Source organism: Mycolicibacter sinensis (assembly GCF_001667375.1).
Classification (GTDB): domain Bacteria; phylum Actinomycetota; class Actinomycetes; order Mycobacteriales; family Mycobacteriaceae; genus Mycobacterium; species Mycobacterium sinense_A.
In genome coordinates this window covers 1-17,763 of sequence record NZ_LZIN01000024.1, presented here as the reverse complement: position 1 = coordinate 17,763, position 17,763 = coordinate 1, and the positions used below count along the sequence as shown (strand labels likewise).

Here is a 17,763-nt window from a genome sequence, read left to right as displayed (position 1 = left end):
TTGCCGAGCAACTGGCCCGGAGGGCCTCGACGGGGTACACGCACCTCATCCACACCTGTGGATAACTGTGTGGATAGCATGTCACCGCACGAGATCCGTGCAGCACGACTTCGAACCAGGGGGATGAGTCATTGACCGATGACCCCGGGTCGGCGTTCCTCACCTTGTGGGACGAGGTGGTCGCGGAACTCAACGGCGAAGCCCCCGCGCCCGATGTCTCTGCCCCGGTCCTGACGCCCCAGCAGAAGGCCTGGCTCAACCTGGTCCACCCGTTGGCGATCGTCGAGGGCTTCGCGCTACTCGCGGTCCCGAGCAGCTTTGTGCAGAACGAGATCGAACGGCACCTGCGCGCCCAGATCACCGCTGCCCTGAGCCGTCGGCTCGGGCATGACATCGAACTCGGTGTGCGCATCGCTCCAGCACCGGCTGACGAGGCATCCCCCTCCCTCGATGGTGCGGTCCCGGCCCGCGCCGGCGAGGACGAAGACGACGAAGACACCACCGACGTCGAATACGACTGGCCCAACTACTTCACCGAGCGGCCCAGTGACGATTCGGCGACCGCCGACGGCGCAAGCCTGAACCGGCGCTACACCTTTGACACGTTCGTCATCGGCACGTCCAACCGGTTCGCCCACGCCGCCGCACTAGCCATCGCCGAGGCTCCGGCCCGCGCGTACAACCCGCTGTTCATCTGGGGTGAATCCGGTCTGGGCAAAACCCACCTGTTGCACGCCGCCGGCAACTACACCCAGCGACTCTTTCCCGGGATGCGCGTCAAGTACGTCTCCACCGAAGAGTTCACCAACGACTTCATCAACTCGCTGCGCGACGACCGCAAGGTCGCCTTCAAACGCAGCTACCGCGACATCGATGTCCTGCTCGTCGACGACATCCAGTTCATCGAAGGCAAAGAAGGTATCCAGGAGGAGTTCTTCCATACCTTCAACACCCTGCACAACGCCAACAAGCAGATCGTGATCACTTCCGATCGGGCGCCGAAACAGCTTGCCACGCTGGAAGATCGGCTACGCACCCGTTTCGAATGGGGCTTGATCACCGACGTCCAGCCGCCGGATCTGGAGACTCGGATCGCCATCTTGCGCAAGAAGGCGCAGATGGAACGTCTCGACGTGCCGGGCGACGTGCTGGAACTCATCGCTACCAGCATCGAGCGCAACATCCGCGAACTCGAGGGCGCGCTGATCCGGGTCACCGCGTTCGCCTCGCTCAACAAGACCCCGATCGATCGGGCGCTGGCCGAGATCGTGCTGCGCGATTTGATCGCCGACGCCAGCACCATGCAGATCAGCGCAGCGATCATCATGGCGGTGATCGCCGAGTACTTCGACACCTCCATCGAGGAACTACGGGGGCCCGGCAAGACCCGCCCGCTGGCTCAATCCCGCCAGATCGCCATGTATCTGTGTCGCGAGCTGACGGACCTGTCCCTGCCCAAGATCGGGCAGGCATTCGGGCGCGACCACACCACGGTGATGTACGCCGAACGCAAGATCCGCGGCGAGATGGCCGAGCGTCGCGAGGTCTTCGATCAGGTTAAAGAGCTCACCACCCGGATCCGGCAGCGCGCGAAGCGCTGATTCCGCCGTCCGGCAGCGGGCGTGTTGCAAAAAACTTCCGACCCACTCGTATCACCCGTTACGCCCGTCGGCTGTGGATACCACTGCGGACAACCTGTCGATGATCCGATGACGAACCGGCCCGGGATACACAGCTGCGGTTCCATCCACAGCCGCCCCGGCCGGCCCCGGCGTGTTATGCACGGTTGGTCCCCAGCCTCATCGCCGTGTTCAGCAGCGACGATGCGTCGCTGTGCCCAGCATGCACAGGCCTTACTACTATTACTGGGATCTCTTCGTCGTTTCTCTTTCAAAACAGGCCGTTGGGGATTTGCGTCGCGCGGGGCTGTTCACAACCGCTCGGCGTCAGCCACGCGCAGGCCTCTTGGCGGCCCACCGGTGTCATCGATTAACTTTCACGAACGGCTTCTAGGCTCTACGGTTGGTGACCTACCGCCCTTGCGCTGTGCGAGGGCGTTGCACGGCCGCAGGTGGGGATGTTCACCGGTCGCCGCGGGGTAGAGCTCGATATCGGGGTGACGAGAGGACGCTATGGACGCGGCGACCACGAACGCGGGTCTGACCGACTTGAGATTTCGCCTTGACCGGGACGACTTCGCCGACGCGGTGGCGTGGGTCGCGAAATCCTTGCCGGCTCGGCCCACCGTGCCGTTGCTGGCCGGGGTGCTGCTGACCGGATCCGACAACGGGTTGACCGTCTCCGGGTTCGACTACGAGGTTTCTGCCGAGGTCCAGCTGGCCGCTGAGATCGCCTCTCCGGGAAGTGTTTTGGTGTCCGGACGGCTGCTGTCGGATATCACTCGGGCGCTTCCCGCCAAGCCGGTTGAGGTCCAGGTGGAGGCCACCCGGGCGTCATTGACGTGCGGTAATTCCCGGTTCTCGTTGCCGACGATGACCGTTGAGGACTACCCCACCCTGCCGACGTTGCCCGACGAGACCGGGGTGTTGCCCGCCGACCTGTTCGCCGAGGCGATCGGCCAGGTGGCGGTAGCCGCCGGCCGGGATGACACGTTGCCGATGTTGACTGGCATTCGCGTTGAAATATCGGGTAACACAGTGGTTTTGGCTGCCACCGACCGCTTCCGGCTGGCAGTGCGCGAATTGACCTGGTCATCGGCGCCGGGCACCGAAGCTGCCGTGCTGGTGCCGGCCAAGACCCTCGCCGAAGCCGCCAAGGCCAGCAGTGATGGCACCGAAGTGCATCTGGCGTTGGGTGCCGGACCGGCCGTCGGCAGCGAAGGCCTACTGGGTATCACCAGCGGAGGCAAGCGCAGCACCACCCGGCTGCTGGATGCCGAATTCCCGAAATTCCGCCAACTGCTGCCCAGCGAGCACCTTGCGGTCGCCACCATGGGTGTGGCCGAGCTGACCGAGGCGATCAAACGTGTCGCGTTGGTCGCCGATCGCGGTGCGCAGGTCCGGATGGAGTTGTCCGAGGGCACCCTGCGGTTGTCCGCCGGCGCCGAGGATGTCGGCCGGGCCGAGGAGGACCTCCCGGTGGACTTCGTCGGTGAGCCGCTGACCATCGCGTTCAATCCGACATATCTGACCGACGGGCTGGGCTCGCTGCACAGCGAGAAGGTCTCGATGGGTTTCACCGATCCCAAAAAGCCCGCTGTGCTCCGACCCGCCAGTGACGGCGATCCGGTGCACAGCGGCGCCGGCCCGTTCCCGGCCGTGGCGTCGGATTACGTCTACCTGTTGATGCCGGTTCGCCTGCCTGGCTGACCGGCGCGGCCGCCACGACGGGAGGGGTGGTTTCGCGGTGTATGTCCGCCACCTGGGCCTGCGCGAGTTCCGGTCCTGGGCGCATGTCGACCTCGAACTGGAACCGGGTGCGACGGTACTGGTCGGACCCAACGGTTACGGTAAAACCAATCTCATTGAGGCCCTGTGGTATTCGTCAACTTTGGGCTCGCACCGGGTAGCCACCGACGCCCCGCTGATCAGATCGGGCGCCGATCGGTCGGTGGTGTCGACGATCGTCGTCAACGAAGGCCGCGAACTGGCGGTCGATGTGGAGATCGCCGCCGGACGCGCCAACAAGGTCCGGCTGAACCGGGCTCCGGTGCGCCACGCCCGCGAGGTTGTCGGGGTGCTGCGCGCGGTGTTGTTCGCCCCGGAGGACCTGGCGCTGGTCCGCGGTGACCCCGGTGAGCGCCGCCGCTACCTCGACGAATTGGCCAGTGTGCGCCGGCCGCGGGTCGCGGCGGTGCGCGCCGATTACGACAAGGTGTTGCGGCAGCGCACGGCGCTGCTCAAAAGTGCGCCCGGCGCGCTGCACCGCGGGGACCGGTCGGTGTTGGACACCCTCGACGTCTGGGACGCCCAACTTGCCGCGCACGGCGCAGATCTCATGGCCGCCCGGATCGACCTGGTCAATCAGCTCGCACCCGAGGTTGAGAAGGCCTATCAACTACTTGCGCCCGGAACCCGCAACGCGGCGGTGGCCTACCGGCCCAAAGTGGAGATTTCTGCTGAGGATGCCGGCGAAGGACCGGTCCAGCTCCAGGAAGTGCTCTTGGCGGAATTGGCGAGCCGGAGGCGCGCGGAGCTGGAACGCGGCGTGTGTCTGGTCGGTCCGCACCGCGACGAGTTGGAGCTGCGGCTGGGCGACCGGCCGGTGAAAGGCTTTGCCAGCCATGGGGAATCGTGGTCGATGGCGCTGGCGCTGCGGTTGGCGGCGTACCAACTGTTGCGCAGCGAGGGCGCCGAACCGGTGTTGCTGCTCGACGACGTCTTCGCCGAGTTGGACGCTGCTCGCCGCCGCGCGCTCGCCGAGGTGGCCGCTTCGGCCGAACAGGTGCTGATCACCGCCGCCGTCGCCGAGGACGTGCCGGCGGATTGGCAGGCCCGCCAGATCCACATCGCGGTCACCGAAAGCGATCACGGCAGGGTGTCGGAGCTGATCGGGGGTGGCTCGTGAGCGATTCGGACGTCGAACCGCCGGCGCACCTGGCCGGGCTGGCCGGCATGGATCTGGTCCGGCGGACCTTGGCCGAGGCCCGCGAGGCGGCGCGCAGCCAGGGCAAAGACGTCGGGCAGGGGCGCCGGGCGCCGCTGCGCCGGCGAACGCCCGGTAGCGGCGGCGGCCGCCGGAGCTGGTCGGGGCCCGGACCCGATCGCCGCGATCCCCAGACGCTGGGCGCCGCCACCCGCGACCTCGCGCAGGCCCGGGGCTGGTCGGCGCAGGTCGCCGAGGGCACCGTCCTGGGCCGGTGGCGCGCGGTGGTCGGCGAGGACATCGCCGCGCACGCGACACCGACCCGGCTCTCCGAGGGAGTGCTGAGCGTGTCGGCGGAATCGACGGCCTGGGCCACCCAGCTGCGGCTCGTGCAGGCACAGTTGCTGGCGAAAATTGCCGCGGCGGTCGGCGATGGGGTGGTGACGACGCTGAAGATCACCGGCCCGACCGCTCCGTCGTGGCGCAAGGGTCCTCTGCACGTCTCGGGCCGCGGGCCGCGCGACACCTACGGCTAGCCCGGGCAGAGCCGCCGGGCGATCAGCGGCTCAGCGGCGCTACGAGCCCGAAAATTGCTCCGGCCAGCGGCCGGACACGCCATTGAGCGCGATATCCGCGCCACGACGCAATCAGATGGGTGGAAACGCCACAAGAAAATGCCCGCCGTCGGTTCGTCACGGTAGACTGTTGCAGTATCCCCCGCGCATCCTGTGCTGTGGTGCGCCGACTGCTTGCTTGCGACTCTGAGGAGAGCTCCCCGACCGTGGCTGCCCAAAACAAATATGGTGCCGATTCGATCAAGGTTCTCGAAGGCCTCGAAGCCGTCCGTAAACGACCCGGGATGTACATCGGTTCCACCGGTGAACGCGGGCTCCACCACCTGATCTGGGAGGTCGTCGACAACGCCGTCGATGAGGCGATGGCCGGCTTCGCCAGCAAGGTGGCGGTGCGCATCCTCGAGGACGGCGGCGTCGAGGTCATCGACGACGGCCGCGGGATCCCGGTGGCCATGCATTCCACCGGTGTGCCCACCGTGGACGTCGTGATGACCGTGCTGCACGCCGGCGGCAAATTCGAGGAAGGCGCCTACAGCGTCTCCGGCGGCCTGCACGGCGTCGGTGTCTCGGTGGTCAACGCGCTGTCCACCCGGCTGGAAGCCGATATCCGCCGCGACGGCTACGAGTGGTTCCAGACCTACGACAAATCCGTGCCCGGCACCCTGAAAAAGGGCGACAAGACGAAGTCCTCCGGCACCACCATCCGATTCTGGGCCGACCCGGACGTCTTCGAGACCACCAACTACGACTTCGAGACCGTCGCGCGGCGGCTGCAGGAGATGGCGTTCCTCAACAAGGGCCTGACCATCGAGCTCACCGACGAGCGGGTACGCACCGAAGAGGTCGTCGACGAGGTGGTCAGCGACACCGCCGAGGCGCCGAAGTCCGCCGAGGACCAGGCGGCCGAAGCCCAAGCGCCGCACAAGGTCAAGCACCGCGTCTTCCACTATCCGGGCGGCTTGCGTGATTTCGTCGCGCACATCAACCGGACGAAAACCGCGATCCACCCCACGATCATCGACTTCGACGGCAAGGGCACCGGCCACGAGGTCGAGATTGCGATGCAGTGGAACGGCGGCTACTCCGAATCGGTGCACACCTTCGCCAACACCATCAACACCGCCGAGGGCGGCACCCACGAAGAGGGCTTCCGCTCGGCGCTGACCAGCGTGGTGAACAAGTACGCCAAAGACAAGAAGTTGCTCAAAGACAAGGACCCCAACCTCACCGGCGACGACATCCGCGAGGGGCTGGCGGCGGTCATCTCGGTCAAGGTGGCCCAACCGCAGTTCGAGGGCCAGACCAAGACGAAACTGGGCAACACCGAGGTGAAGTCGTTCGTGCAGAAGGTCTGCAACGAACAGCTCAGCCACTGGTTCGAGGCAAACCCGGCCGAAGCCAAGACGGTCATCAACAAGGCGGTGTCGTCGGCGCAGGCCCGGATGGCGGCGCGAAAAGCGCGAGAACTGGTGCGGCGCAAGAGCGCCACCGACCTGGGCGGGTTGCCCGGCAAGCTGGCCGACTGCCGCTCCAATGACCCGACCAAGTGCGAACTGTATGTGGTGGAAGGGGATTCAGCCGGCGGATCGGCCAAGAGCGGCCGCGACTCGATGTTCCAAGCTATCCTGCCGCTGCGCGGGAAGATCATCAATGTCGAAAAGGCCCGGATCGACCGGGTGCTGAAGAACAACGAGGTCCAGGCGATCATCACCGCGCTGGGCACCGGCATCCACGACGAGTTCGACATCAGCAAGCTGCGCTATCACAAGATCGTGTTGATGGCCGACGCCGACGTTGACGGCCAACATATCTCGACCCTGCTACTGACGTTGCTGTTCCGCTTCATGCGGCCGCTGGTAGAGCATGGCCACGTCTTTCTGGCCCAGCCGCCGCTGTACAAACTCAAGTGGCAGCGGGGTTCCGAGCCCGAGTTCGCCTACTCGGACCGGGAACGCGACGGTCTGCTGGAGGCGGGCCGAGCAGCCGGCAAGAAGATCAACACCGACGACGGTATCCAGCGGTACAAGGGTCTCGGTGAGATGAACGCCAAGGAGTTGTGGGAGACCACGATGGACCCGACGGCGCGGGTGCTGCGCCAGATCACCCTCGACGATGCCGCGGCGGCCGACGAACTCTTCTCGATCCTGATGGGCGAGGACGTCGAGGCGCGGCGCAGCTTCATCACGCGCAATGCCAAAGACGTTCGTTTCTTGGACGTTTAGCGAAATCTGGCCTTACCCGACAGCGGACTGAACGAGGAATAGATGACAGACACCACGCTGCCGCCCGGAGACGACTCGGTGGAGCGGATCGAGCCGGTCGACATCCAGCAGGAGATGCAGCGCAGCTACATCGACTACGCGATGAGCGTGATCGTGGGCCGGGCGCTGCCCGAGGTGCGCGACGGCCTCAAGCCGGTGCACCGCCGGGTGCTCTACGCGATGTTCGACTCGGGGTTCCGCCCGGACCGCGGCCACGCCAAGTCGGCCCGCTCGGTCGCCGAGACGATGGGGAACTACCACCCGCATGGCGACTCGTCGATCTACGACACCCTGGTGCGGATGGCCCAGCCGTGGTCGCTGCGCTACCCCCTGGTCGACGGCCAGGGCAACTTCGGATCACCGGGCAACGATCCGCCGGCCGCGATGCGTTACTGCGTGACCGCAGATGCATTGGTGCGGTTGCCGTTCGGACAATCCGTGCGTATCGGTAATGTCGTCGGGAACGCCCGACCCAACTCCGACAACATCGTTGAGTTGAAGGTCGTGGACCGGCACGGCAACCCGGTGGTCGCCGACAGGCTGTTTCACTCCGGTGAGCACCAGACGTACACGGTGCGGACCGCCGAGGGTTACGAAGTATCCGGTACGGCGAACCACCCGTTGCTGTGCCTTGTGGATGTTGCGGGCGTTCCGACTCTGTTGTGGAAGCTGGTCGAGGAAATTCGGCCGGGTGATCGCGTTGCGCTGCAACGGACGCCGCCGGCCGAGTTCGGGCCCGCGGACTGGCAGCCGACGATGGAAGCGCTGCTGGCCGGCGCCTTCGTCAGCGAGGGCTTCGTCTCCGAAGACCGTGCCGGTTTCAACAACCTCGACGCTGATTACTTCGAGATGGTTGTAACGGCCTATGACGCGGTTGTGGGCGGCCCGCGGTATGTATCGCAGCGCATCATCAAGTCGGGCTCGCTGCTGCACGAGCTCGATGTCCACAATTTGTCCGACTTGAAGGAGTCGCGGCTGGCGGAACTCGTCGGCCAGCGGTCGGCGGAGAAGTCGATACCGGAGTGGATCTGGCATTCGCCGGCGGCCGTCAAGCGGGTGTTCCTGCAGGCGCTGTTCGAAGGCGACGGTTCCTGCTCGTCCCTGCCGCGTAACGCGGTCCAGGTGTCCTACTCCACCCGCAGCGAGCGCCTGGCCAAGGACGTGCAGCAGATGCTGCTCGAGTTCGGGGTGATCTCCAAGCGGTACCGGCACGCCACCGGCGAACACAAGGTCGTCATGACCAACCGCGGGCAAGCTGAGCTGTTCGCGGGGCAGGTGGGCTTCGGCGGCGCCAAACAGCAGAAGCTGGTCGGTATCCTGTCGTCTCTGCCGCCGTGCGCCGGTATGGACGATGATCACGTTCCGGGGCTGAGTTCGTTTATCCGCAGGCAAGGCGGTAGCCGTTGGGTCGACAAGGACTGGCTGAACCGCCACAACATCGACCGGCTGTCTCGATGGCGGCGCGATGGCGCAGCGATCCTTTCGCGCATCGCCGATCCCGACGTCCGCGCGATCGCTTCCGAGCTCACCGACGGGCGGTTCTACTACGCCCAGGTCGCCTCGGTCACCGATTCCGGCGTCCAGCCCGTCTACAGCCTGCGGGTGGACACCGAGGACCACGCTTTCATCACCAACGGGTTCGTCAGCCACAACACCGAGGCCCGTCTGACCCCGCTGGCCATGGAGATGTTACGCGAAATCGACGAGGAGACAGTCGATTTCATCCCCAACTACGACGGTCGGGTGCAGGAGCCGACGGTGCTGCCCAGCCGGTTCCCGAACCTGCTGGCCAACGGCTCCGGCGGCATCGCGGTCGGCATGGCGACCAACATCCCGCCGCACAACCTGGGCGAGCTGGCCGAAGCGGTGTTCTGGTGCCTGGAGAACTACGACGCCGACGAAGAGGCCACCCTGGAAGCGGTGATGGAGCGGGTCAAGGGCCCGGACTTCCCCACCTCCGGCCTGATCGTCGGATCGCAGGGCATCAACGACGCCTACCGGACCGGCCGAGGCTCCATCCGGATGCGCGGCGTGGTCGAGATCGAGGAGGACTCGCGCGGGCGTTCGCTGCTGGTCATCACCGAGCTGCCCTACCAGGTGAACCACGACAACTTCATCACGTCGATCGCCGAACAGGTGCGCGACGGAAAGCTGGTCGGAATCGCCAACATCGAGGACCAGAGCAGCGACCGGGAAGGCCTGCGCATCGTCGTCGAGATCAAGCGCGACGCGGTGGCGAAGGTGGTGCTGAACAACCTCTACAAGCACACCCAGCTGCAGACCAGCTTCGGCGCCAACATGCTCTCGATCGTCGACGGGGTGCCGCGCACCCTGCGGCTGGATCAGATGATCCGGTACTACGTCGCGCACCAACTCGATGTGATCGTGCGGCGCACCACCTACCGGTTGCGCAAGGCCAACGAACGGGCGCACATCCTGCGCGGTCTGGTCAAGGCGCTCGACGCTCTCGACGAGGTCATCGCGCTGATCCGTCGCTCGGAGACCGTCGACATCGCACGCCAGGGCCTGATCGAGCTGCTCGACATCGATGAGATTCAGGCGCAAGCGATTCTGGACATGCAGCTGCGGCGCCTGGCCGCGCTGGAGCGCCAGAAGATCGTCGACGACCTGGCCAAGATCGAGGCCGAGATCGCCGACCTGGAAGACATTCTGGCCAAGCCCGAACGGCAACGCGGGATCGTGCGCGACGAGCTCGCCGAAATCGTCGAGAAGTACGGCGACGACCGGCGCAGCCGGATCATCGCCGCCGACGGCGACGTCGCCGACGAGGATCTGATCGCCCGTGAGGATGTCGTCGTCACGATCACCGAGACCGGTTATGCCAAGCGCACCAAGACCGATCTGTACCGCAGCCAGAAACGCGGCGGCAAGGGTGTGCAGGGCGCCGGCCTCAAGCAAGACGACATCGTCGCGCACTTCTTCGTCTGCTCCACCCACGACTGGATCCTGTTCTTCACCACGCAGGGCCGGGTGTACCGGGCCAAGGCCTACGACCTGCCGGAGGCGTTGCGCACCGCACGCGGCCAACACGTCGCCAACCTGCTGGCCTTCCAGCCCGAGGAGCGCATCGCCCAGGTCATCCAGATCAGGAGCTACGAGGACGCGCCGTATCTGGTGCTGGCCACCCGCAACGGCCTGGTCAAGAAGTCCAAGCTGACCGACTTCGACTCGAACCGGTCCGGCGGCATCGTCGCGATCAACTTGCGCGAGGGCGACGAGCTGGTCGGCGCGATGCTGTGTTCGGCCGAGGACGACCTGCTGTTGGTGTCGGCCTTGGGGCAGTCCATCCGGTTCTCCGCGACCGATGAGGCGCTGCGTCCGATGGGCCGCGCGACGTCGGGCGTCCAGGGCATGCGCTTCAACGCCGAGGACTACCTGCTGTCGCTCAACGTGGTCCGCGAGGGCACCTATCTGCTGGTGGCCACCGCAGGCGGGTACGCCAAGCGGACCGCGATCGAGGAGTACACCGCACAGGGCCGCGGCGGCAAGGGCATCCTGACCGTCCAGTACGACAAACGCCGCGGCCGGCTGGTCGGGGCGCTGATCGTCGACGACGACAGTGAGCTCTACGCGATCACCTCCGGCGGCGGAGTGATCCGCACCGCGGCGCGGCAGGTTCGCAAGGCCGGCCGGCAGACCAAGGGGGTCCGGTTGATGAACTTGGGCGAGGGCGACACACTGATAGCGATCGCGCGGAACGCCGACGAAGAGCCGGCCGACGAGGAGTCGGGTAGCTGAACCGACGAGAAACCCAGCCGCCGGGCGGCTCGGATACACAGCGAAGGAGCCGTGGGTGAGCGCACCGAATGAGCCGGGGCATCCGGGCAACGGCCCGGGTAACACCGAGCCCCCGGGCAGCGGTTCGGCCGACGCCGCAGGCCAGCGGCCCGCGGGCCGCTCGGGCCGGATCGCCGAGAGCGGCGACGCGCCGCCCTGGCCGCGCGGGGGCCAGAACCGCCAACCCGCCCCGGCCCGGGCCGGCGAACCGGCCCGGCCGGCCGAGCCCAACGCGACGGCCCGCTCCGCCGGCGTCGATGACCGGCTGCGCCGCTTCGTCTCCGGCACCGCCGCGCCCGGTGCTGCGCAACCGGCGCCTGCCAAGCCCGCCAACCCACCGGCCAAGCCGGCTCAGCCACCGGCCAAGCCGGCCCAGGCCGCCCCGCCCGGGTCGTCCGAGGACGCCTACGGCAGCGAGTTGCCGGATCTGTCCGAACCGGCCCAGCGGCGTCCGGCGGCGCGGCGCCCACAGGTGTCGGCCGGACCGCGCGGCCCGGTGCGGGCCAGCATGCAGATCCGGCGCATCGACCCGTGGAGCGCGCTGAAGGTGTCGCTGCTGTTGTCGACGGCGCTGTTCTTCGTCTGGATGATCGCCGTGGCCGTGCTGTACGTCCTGCTGGGAGCGATGGGTGTCTGGAGCAAGCTGAACAGCAACGTCGGTGATTTGTTGACCAATAACAGTGCCGCGGAACTGGTTTCGGGCAGTTCGATCTTCGGCGGCGCAGCCCTGATCGGGCTGGTGAACGTCGTCGTGCTGACCGCGATGGCCACCCTCGGTGTGGTGATCTACAACCTGAGCACCGATGTGGTCGGCGGCGTCGAGGTCACCCTGGCCGACCGGGACTGACCGGCATTTTGGGCCATTTTGGTCGCGGGGCCTCGGGTGCGGTAATCTCGGCGCTCGGTCGTAGTCGACTACGGGCCTATAGCTCAGGCGGTTAGAGCGCTTCGCTGATAACGAAGAGGTCGGAGGTTCGAGTCCTCCTAGGCCCACGAGTCCCATCAGGGGCCTTAGCTCAGTTGGTAGAGCGCTGCCTTTGCAAGGCAGATGTCAGGAGTTCGAATCTCCTAGGCTCCACACTTTTGTCAAATCTTGTGCGGCGCGTCCACGCTCGGCGGTCGCGGCGAGGATTCTTCCGGCCGATCCGACCGGCGGATCAGCACCACCACTCCACCGGCCAGCAGCGCTGCACCGGCCACCCCGGCGATCACCCAGGAACGGCGAATCCGGCGACGCCGCGGCTCGCCGTACGCGAGCACCTCCGGCAGCCCGGCGACCACCTCCCCGGCGGCGACCAACTCGCGGGCGGCGGCATCGGCAGCGTCGGCGACGTGGTCGGCCAGCCGGCTCTCCCGGTAGCGCCGGCGTAGTTCCACCGCGCCGCGTTGCACCGCGGCCCCACTGAGCCCGACGGCGCCCCGTGCCACGTCGACCGGCCCGCCCGCGGTGTGTGCCAGGCCCCGGGTCAGGCGTTCACGGTGAGTCAGGTGGTTCTGGGTCGACAGGCGCATGGCTGCAACGCTACCCGTGACGCAGCCCACCACGCCGCGAATGGCACACTGTCATCCCATGACCTCCAGCCCCATCGCCACCGCCACCGCCACGCTGCACACCAATCGCGGCGACATCAAGATCGCGCTGTTCGGCAACCACGCCCCCAAAACCGTCGCCAACTTCGTCGGGCTGGCCCAGGGCACCAAGGAGTACTCGACCACCAACGCCTCCGGCGGCTCGTCGGGCCCGTTCTACGACGGCGCGGTGTTCCACCGCGTGATCGGCGGCTTCATGATCCAGGGCGGCGACCCGACCGGCACCGGTCGCGGCGGCCCGGGGTACAAGTTCGAGGACGAGTTCCACCCCGAGCTGGTCTTCGACAAGCCCTACCTGCTGGCGATGGCCAACGCCGGCCCGGGCACCAACGGCTCGCAGTTCTTCATCACCGTCGGCCAGACCCCGCACCTGAACCGCAAGCACACCATCTTCGGTGAGGTCGTCGACCCCGACTCACAGGGTGTCGTGGACGCCATCGCCACCACCGCGACCGACCGCGCCGACCGGCCCACCGAGCCCGTCGTCATCGAGTCGATCACCGTCTCCTGACGGAGGCCTCTCAACGACGGCCGGTGTAACCGGCCGCTGTCAGGGCATCGAAGACGTCGCGGGGATCGGTTCCCAGATCCCACCGGGACAGGATCAGCAGGTCGTCGTCGGTCTCGATTTCGAGCAGCCGATGCTTGCGCCCGATTCGCTGGAACTCGGTGACGCGGACCCGCGCGAGGCTACCGGGGGCCAGAATCCGGGTGCGCCGCCAGCCGCGCACCGCCAGCCCCTGCGGGGTGAGCGCCAGTTTGGGCCGGGCCTGCCAGGAGAAACCGGCAAACACCATCAGGCCGACTCCGGCAATGCCGGCCAGAAGCCGTCCGGGTAGATCTGTGGCGAGCGTCACAGCGCTGATAGCTAACACCGCGCCGGCAAGCGCGCAACCAGCGATTCCGCCGGCTGGAGGCGACCACTGGGTTTGCTGGCGCTGTTCCTCAGACAAGGCGACCTGCAGTTTTGAGGTTATCTACAGGGGTTGTCCACAGTGGGGATAAATCACATCGATGTGATTGAGCAACCGCTTGGTTACCTCGCTGGCATCGCGGACCGCGCCACATAACCGAAATCGCAGGCCAGCGCCGCTCAGCGCCAGCGCATCGTGAGCAACAGCCCGGTGATCATGAAAGCAAACGCGATCGCGTAGTTCCACGGGCCGAGCTCGCTCATCCAGGTGAGTGCCGCAGGGGTGTCCAAGCCGGTGGCCGCCAGCTGGTACACCATCAGCCACACCAGCCCGAACAGCATCAGCCCCAGAAACAGCGCGACGAACCACGCGCTCGACGGCCCGCCCTTGACCTTGACCGGCGTGCGGCTCACCGCCGAGGGAGTGAAGCTGGTCTTCTTGCGAACCTTCGACTTGGGCATCAGTACCTCGGGACAGTGCGGCGGTGAAGCTGCGAGTATGGGTCGGTACGAGATTAACCCAGCCCGGCAACCAGCCGAGAATTGGAGAGCCGATGGAGGTCGCGTACCCCGGCCGCCGCTCCCCCTGGCGGGTCGGCGTTCCCCTGGTGTGTCTGCTGGCCGGTCTGCTGCTGGCGGCCACCCACGGTGTCTCCGGCGGCAAGGAGATCCGCCGCGGCGACGCACCGCGGCTGGTCGACCTGGTCCGCTCCACCCAATCCACCGTGGAGGAACTCACCGACAAACGCGACGCGCTGGCGACCGCGGTGGGATCGGTGCATGGCCGCGGAGCCGGCGCGGCGCTCTCGGCGATGCGCAATCGCACCGCGCAGATGGCCGAGGCGGCCGGCTTGGAGGCGGTGTACGGGCCGGGCCTGGTCGTGACCCTCACCGATGCCCAGCGCGACGCCAACGGCCGGTTCCCCCGCGACGCCTCCCCGGACGACCTGGTGGTCCACCAGCAGGACATCTCCGCGGTGCTCAACGCGGTGTGGAGCGCTGGCGCCGAGGCCGTCCAGATGCAGGACCAGCGGATCACCGCGGAGTCGGCGCCGCGGTGCGTCGGCAACACCTTGCTGCTGGCCGGTCGGACCTACAGCCCGCCCTATGTCATCACCGCGATCGGCGACCCGGCGGCGATGCAGGCCGCGCTGGCCGACGCTCCCCTGGTCACGCTGTACAAGCAGTATGTGATCCGGTTCGGCCTGGGCTACAGCGAACAAGTCGATGAGAATCTGCAGGTGGTCGAGGCCCCCGCGCCGGCCCGAATGCGCTACGCCGTCCCGGCCGGCCCGGTCGACTACTGAAGTCCCGGTAACCTGTGAGCGTGCGGATCCTGGTCGTCGACAATTACGACAGCTTTGTATTCAACCTGGTGCAATACCTGGGCCAGTTGGGAGTGCAGGCTGACGTGTGGCGCAACGACGACGCCCGCCTGGCCGACCCGGCCGCCCTGGACGTAGTGGTGACCGGCTTCGACGGGGTGCTGCTCAGTCCGGGGCCGGGCACCCCCGAACGCGCCGGCGCGTCCATCGCCCTGGTCCGCGCGTGCGCCGCAGCGCGGATCCCCCTGCTGGGCGTGTGCCTGGGGCACCAGGCCATCGGCGTCGCCTTCGGCGCCACTGTGGGCCGGGCGCCGGAGTTGCTGCACGGTAAGACCAGCACCGTCTTCCACACCGACACCGGGGTGCTGACGGGTCTGCCGGATCCATTTACCGCCACCAGGTATCACTCGTTGACGATCCTGCCCGAGACGCTGCCCGCCGCCCTGGAGGTGACGGCGCGCACCCGCGGTGGGGTGATCATGGGGGTCCGGCACACCGAGCTGCCCATCCACGGGGTGCAGTTCCACCCGGAATCCATCCTCACCGAGGGCGGCCACCGGATGCTGGCCAATTGGCTGGTCTGTTGCGGCTACGCGTGCGACGACACTTTGGTGCGCCGGTTGGAGGACGAGATCGCCGCCACGGTGCAGACCGCGGTGACACCGGTTCCCGCGGTCAGCTGACCGCCTATTGGCCGAAGCGCAGGGTGATGTTGCCGTCGGTGTTGACGCCCTGGCCCGCCGCCGGGCTCTGGTAGAGCACTCGGTTGTGGCCGGAGCCGCCGGCGTCGACGTCGGCGCCCTTGATCAGCATCCCGGTCCAGCCCAACGCACGTAGCTGCGGTTCGGCGTCGGTCCAGAACATTCCGGTCACATCCGGCATGACGAACTGATTGCCCCGGGACACTCGCAGCTCGATCACCCCGTCGACCGGCACGGTCTCCCCCGTGGGCGGGCTGGTGGCGATCACCTCGCCGGCCGGGCGCGGGCTGTCCACCGCCACCTCGGTGATCTTGGTGAAGCCGTAGACGGTCAGGTTCTTCTGCGCGAGCTCCACCGTCTGCCCGGTGACATCGGGAACGGGCTTGGTGGCCGGGCCGCTGCCGATCACGATCACGATCTCGTTGGTGATGGCCGTGGTCTGGTTGGCCGGCGGGTTGGTGCCGACCACCTTGCCCTTGAGCTCCGGGGTCGACGGCGAGTCGACCTGCTTGAACCGGCCGAACCCGGCGGCGGTGAGCTTCTTGACCGCGTCGGCGTAGCTCAATGACGCCACGTCGGGCACCTGGCGCTGCTCGGGACCATAAGACACGTTGACGGTGATCTTGTCGCCCTTGTTCGCCGGGGCGCCGGCCGGCGGGTCGGTGCTGATCACATGATCCGGCGGGACGTCGGAGTCGGCGCGCTGATCGGTGCGGGTCTTGAAGCCCTTGTTCTGCAGTTCGGCGATCGCATCGACCGACGCCCGACCGCGTACGTCGGGAACCTGGATCTGGTGGGTGCGGCCCCCGAAACTGTTGATCGACACCGTGACGATGACGGTCAGTACCGCCAGCACGATCGCGGCGATCAACCACCGGCCCACCGAACCCGGCCGCTCGTGGCCGAAGTCGAGTTCCTGGCGCGGCAGCGGGTCGGTCTGTGTCGCATCACCCGCCCGGGGCGCCATCATTGAGGCGCGGTCGGCGTCGGTGAGCACCCGAGGCGCCTCGGGCTTCTCCCCGTTGTGCACCCGAACCAGGTCGGCGCGCATCTCGGCGGCCGTCTGGTAGCGGTTGTCCGGGTTCTTCGCCAGCGCTTTGAGCACCACGGCGTCGAGGTCGGCGGGCAGGCCCGGCAGGCGCTGCGATGGTGGTACCGGATCTTCGCGGACATGTTGGTAGGCCACCGCAACCGGCGAGTCACCAACGAAAGGTGCTTCGCCGGTGAGGATTTCGTACAGCACGCAGCCCAGCGAGTAGACGTCGGAGCGGGCGTCGACGCCCTCGCCGCGGGCCTGCTCGGGGGACAGATACTGGGCGGTGCCGATCACCGCCGCGGTCTGGGTGACGCTGTTGCCGGCGTCGGCGACCGCGCGGGCGATGCCGAAGTCCATCACCTTCACCGCGTTGTGCTTGTCGATCATGATGTTGGCCGGCTTGACATCGCGGTGAATGATGCCGTGCTGGTGGGAAAAGTTCAGCGCCTGGCAGGCGTCGGCGATCACCTCGATGGCACGGGTGGGCGGCATCGGGCCGTCGTTGTGCACGATGTCGCGCAGCGTGACGCCCTCGACAAGCTCCATCACGATGTAGGGCAGCGGACCGGCCGGGGTCTCCGCTTCGCCGGTGTCATAAACCGCGACGATCGCCGGGTGATTCAGGGCAGCGGCGTTCTGCGCCTCACGCCGGAAGCGCAGATAAAAGCTCGGGTCGCGGGCCAGGTCGGCACGCAGCACCTTGACGGCCACGTCGCGGTGCAGCCGGGTGTCGACCGCCCGGTGCACCTCCGACATGCCGCCGAAGCCGAGGATCTCGCCGAGCTCATAGCGGTCGGAGAGCCGCTGCGGGGTGGTCATTGTGCCGTCCTGGTCCAGGACCAGCCCGAAGAGTGCGCGGGGGGCGACTCAGAGCTCGACGATTCGACCGGCGGGCCACCGGTGTCGGTGACGGTGGCCGGCGCCAGCGAGCCGCCCGGACTCTTGGCGTTCACCACGATCAGCACCGCGATGATGATCGCCAGCGTGCCCAGTACCCGGCGCCTCCCACAGCCGCGCGC

Annotated in this window: 14 protein-coding genes, 2 tRNA genes and 1 pseudogene; 12 read left to right on the top strand and 5 right to left on the bottom strand. The window is 67.2% G+C overall.

Annotated elements, in window-relative coordinates:
• Nucleotides 1-131 precede the first annotated feature (131 nt).
• The 9 genes from dnaA (at nt 132) to A5771_RS04495 (ending at nt 12,257) form a co-directional block, all read left to right on the top strand.
• On the top strand, nt 132-1,601 hold the full coding sequence (gene dnaA, locus A5771_RS04535) for a chromosomal replication initiator protein DnaA (protein ID WP_064854012.1): 1,470 nt from the start codon (nt 132-134) through the stop codon (nt 1,599-1,601).
• A 531-nt stretch (nt 1,602-2,132) separates the two neighbouring features.
• Nucleotides 2,133-3,329, top strand: a complete 1,197-nt coding sequence (dnaN, locus tag A5771_RS04530; protein WP_064854011.1) for a DNA polymerase III subunit beta — start codon at nt 2,133-2,135, stop codon at nt 3,327-3,329.
• Between the two features lie 37 nt (nt 3,330-3,366).
• Nucleotides 3,367-4,527, top strand: coding sequence for a DNA replication/repair protein RecF (gene recF, locus A5771_RS04525; protein WP_064854010.1), 1,161 nt, complete (start codon nt 3,367-3,369; stop codon nt 4,525-4,527).
• Entirely contained in the window at nt 4,524-5,081 is a 558-nt protein-coding gene (locus tag A5771_RS04520; RefSeq protein WP_064854009.1) for a DUF721 family protein, read from the top strand. The genes recF and A5771_RS04520 overlap by 4 nt, the downstream gene beginning before the upstream one ends.
• A gap of 245 nt (nt 5,082-5,326) precedes the next feature.
• Nucleotides 5,327-7,342, top strand: coding sequence for a DNA topoisomerase (ATP-hydrolyzing) subunit B (gene gyrB / locus A5771_RS04515; protein ID WP_064854008.1), 2,016 nt, complete (start codon nt 5,327-5,329; stop codon nt 7,340-7,342).
• 42 nt (nt 7,343-7,384) lie between these two features.
• Entirely contained in the window at nt 7,385-11,140 is a 3,756-nt protein-coding gene (gene gyrA, locus A5771_RS04510) for an intein-containing DNA gyrase subunit A (protein ID WP_064854007.1), read from the top strand.
• Nucleotides 11,141-11,195: 55 nt separating this feature from the next.
• Nucleotides 11,196-12,026, top strand: a complete 831-nt coding sequence (locus A5771_RS04505; RefSeq protein ID WP_064854006.1) for a DUF3566 domain-containing protein — start codon at nt 11,196-11,198, stop codon at nt 12,024-12,026.
• Between the two features lie 72 nt (nt 12,027-12,098).
• Nucleotides 12,099-12,172, top strand: a tRNA-Ile gene (locus tag A5771_RS04500).
• 12 nt (nt 12,173-12,184) lie between these two features.
• Nucleotides 12,185-12,257: transfer RNA gene (locus A5771_RS04495), tRNA-Ala, on the top strand.
• An 8-nt stretch (nt 12,258-12,265) separates the two neighbouring features.
• Here the strand turns inward: A5771_RS04495 and cwsA are convergent.
• A complete protein-coding gene (cwsA, locus tag A5771_RS04490) occupies nt 12,266-12,691 on the bottom strand; it encodes a cell wall synthesis protein CwsA (RefSeq protein WP_064854005.1) in 426 nt (141 codons plus the stop codon).
• 58 nt (nt 12,692-12,749) lie between these two features.
• On the opposite strand from cwsA, the gene A5771_RS04485 reads away from it, so the two are divergent.
• Nucleotides 12,750-13,280, top strand: a complete 531-nt coding sequence (locus A5771_RS04485; protein ID WP_428844384.1) for a peptidylprolyl isomerase — start codon at nt 12,750-12,752, stop codon at nt 13,278-13,280.
• A 10-nt stretch (nt 13,281-13,290) separates the two neighbouring features.
• Here the strand turns inward: A5771_RS04485 and A5771_RS04480 are convergent, their stop codons facing one another.
• The gene (locus A5771_RS04480; protein WP_064854004.1) at nt 13,291-13,722 is read right to left on the bottom strand and encodes a PH domain-containing protein; all 432 of its coding nucleotides are present in this window, start codon (nt 13,720-13,722) and stop codon (nt 13,291-13,293) included.
• Between the two features lie 140 nt (nt 13,723-13,862).
• Complete coding sequence (gene crgA, locus A5771_RS04475) at nt 13,863-14,144, bottom strand: cell division protein CrgA (RefSeq protein WP_064854003.1); 282 nt, start codon at nt 14,142-14,144, stop codon at nt 13,863-13,865.
• A 92-nt stretch (nt 14,145-14,236) separates the two neighbouring features.
• Here crgA and A5771_RS04470 point away from each other — a divergent pair, with 92 nt between their 5' ends.
• Together A5771_RS04470 and A5771_RS04465 are read left to right on the top strand one after the other, a co-directional pair.
• Nucleotides 14,237-14,989 carry a DUF881 domain-containing protein gene (locus A5771_RS04470; RefSeq protein ID WP_064854002.1) on the top strand — a complete coding sequence of 251 codons (753 nt, stop codon included), beginning with the start codon at nt 14,237-14,239 and terminating at the stop codon, nt 14,987-14,989.
• A 20-nt stretch (nt 14,990-15,009) separates the two neighbouring features.
• Nucleotides 15,010-15,690, top strand: a complete 681-nt coding sequence (locus A5771_RS04465) for an aminodeoxychorismate/anthranilate synthase component II (RefSeq protein WP_064854046.1) — start codon at nt 15,010-15,012, stop codon at nt 15,688-15,690.
• Nucleotides 15,691-15,694: 4 nt separating this feature from the next.
• Here A5771_RS04465 and pknB read toward each other — a convergent pair whose 3' ends face one another.
• Nucleotides 15,695-17,563, bottom strand: a complete 1,869-nt coding sequence (pknB, locus tag A5771_RS04460) for a Stk1 family PASTA domain-containing Ser/Thr kinase (protein WP_064854001.1) — start codon at nt 17,561-17,563, stop codon at nt 15,695-15,697.
• Nucleotides 17,560-17,763: pseudogene (locus tag A5771_RS04455) on the bottom strand (hypothetical protein); the annotation flags it as partial. The gene pknB and the pseudogene A5771_RS04455, both read right to left, overlap by 4 nt.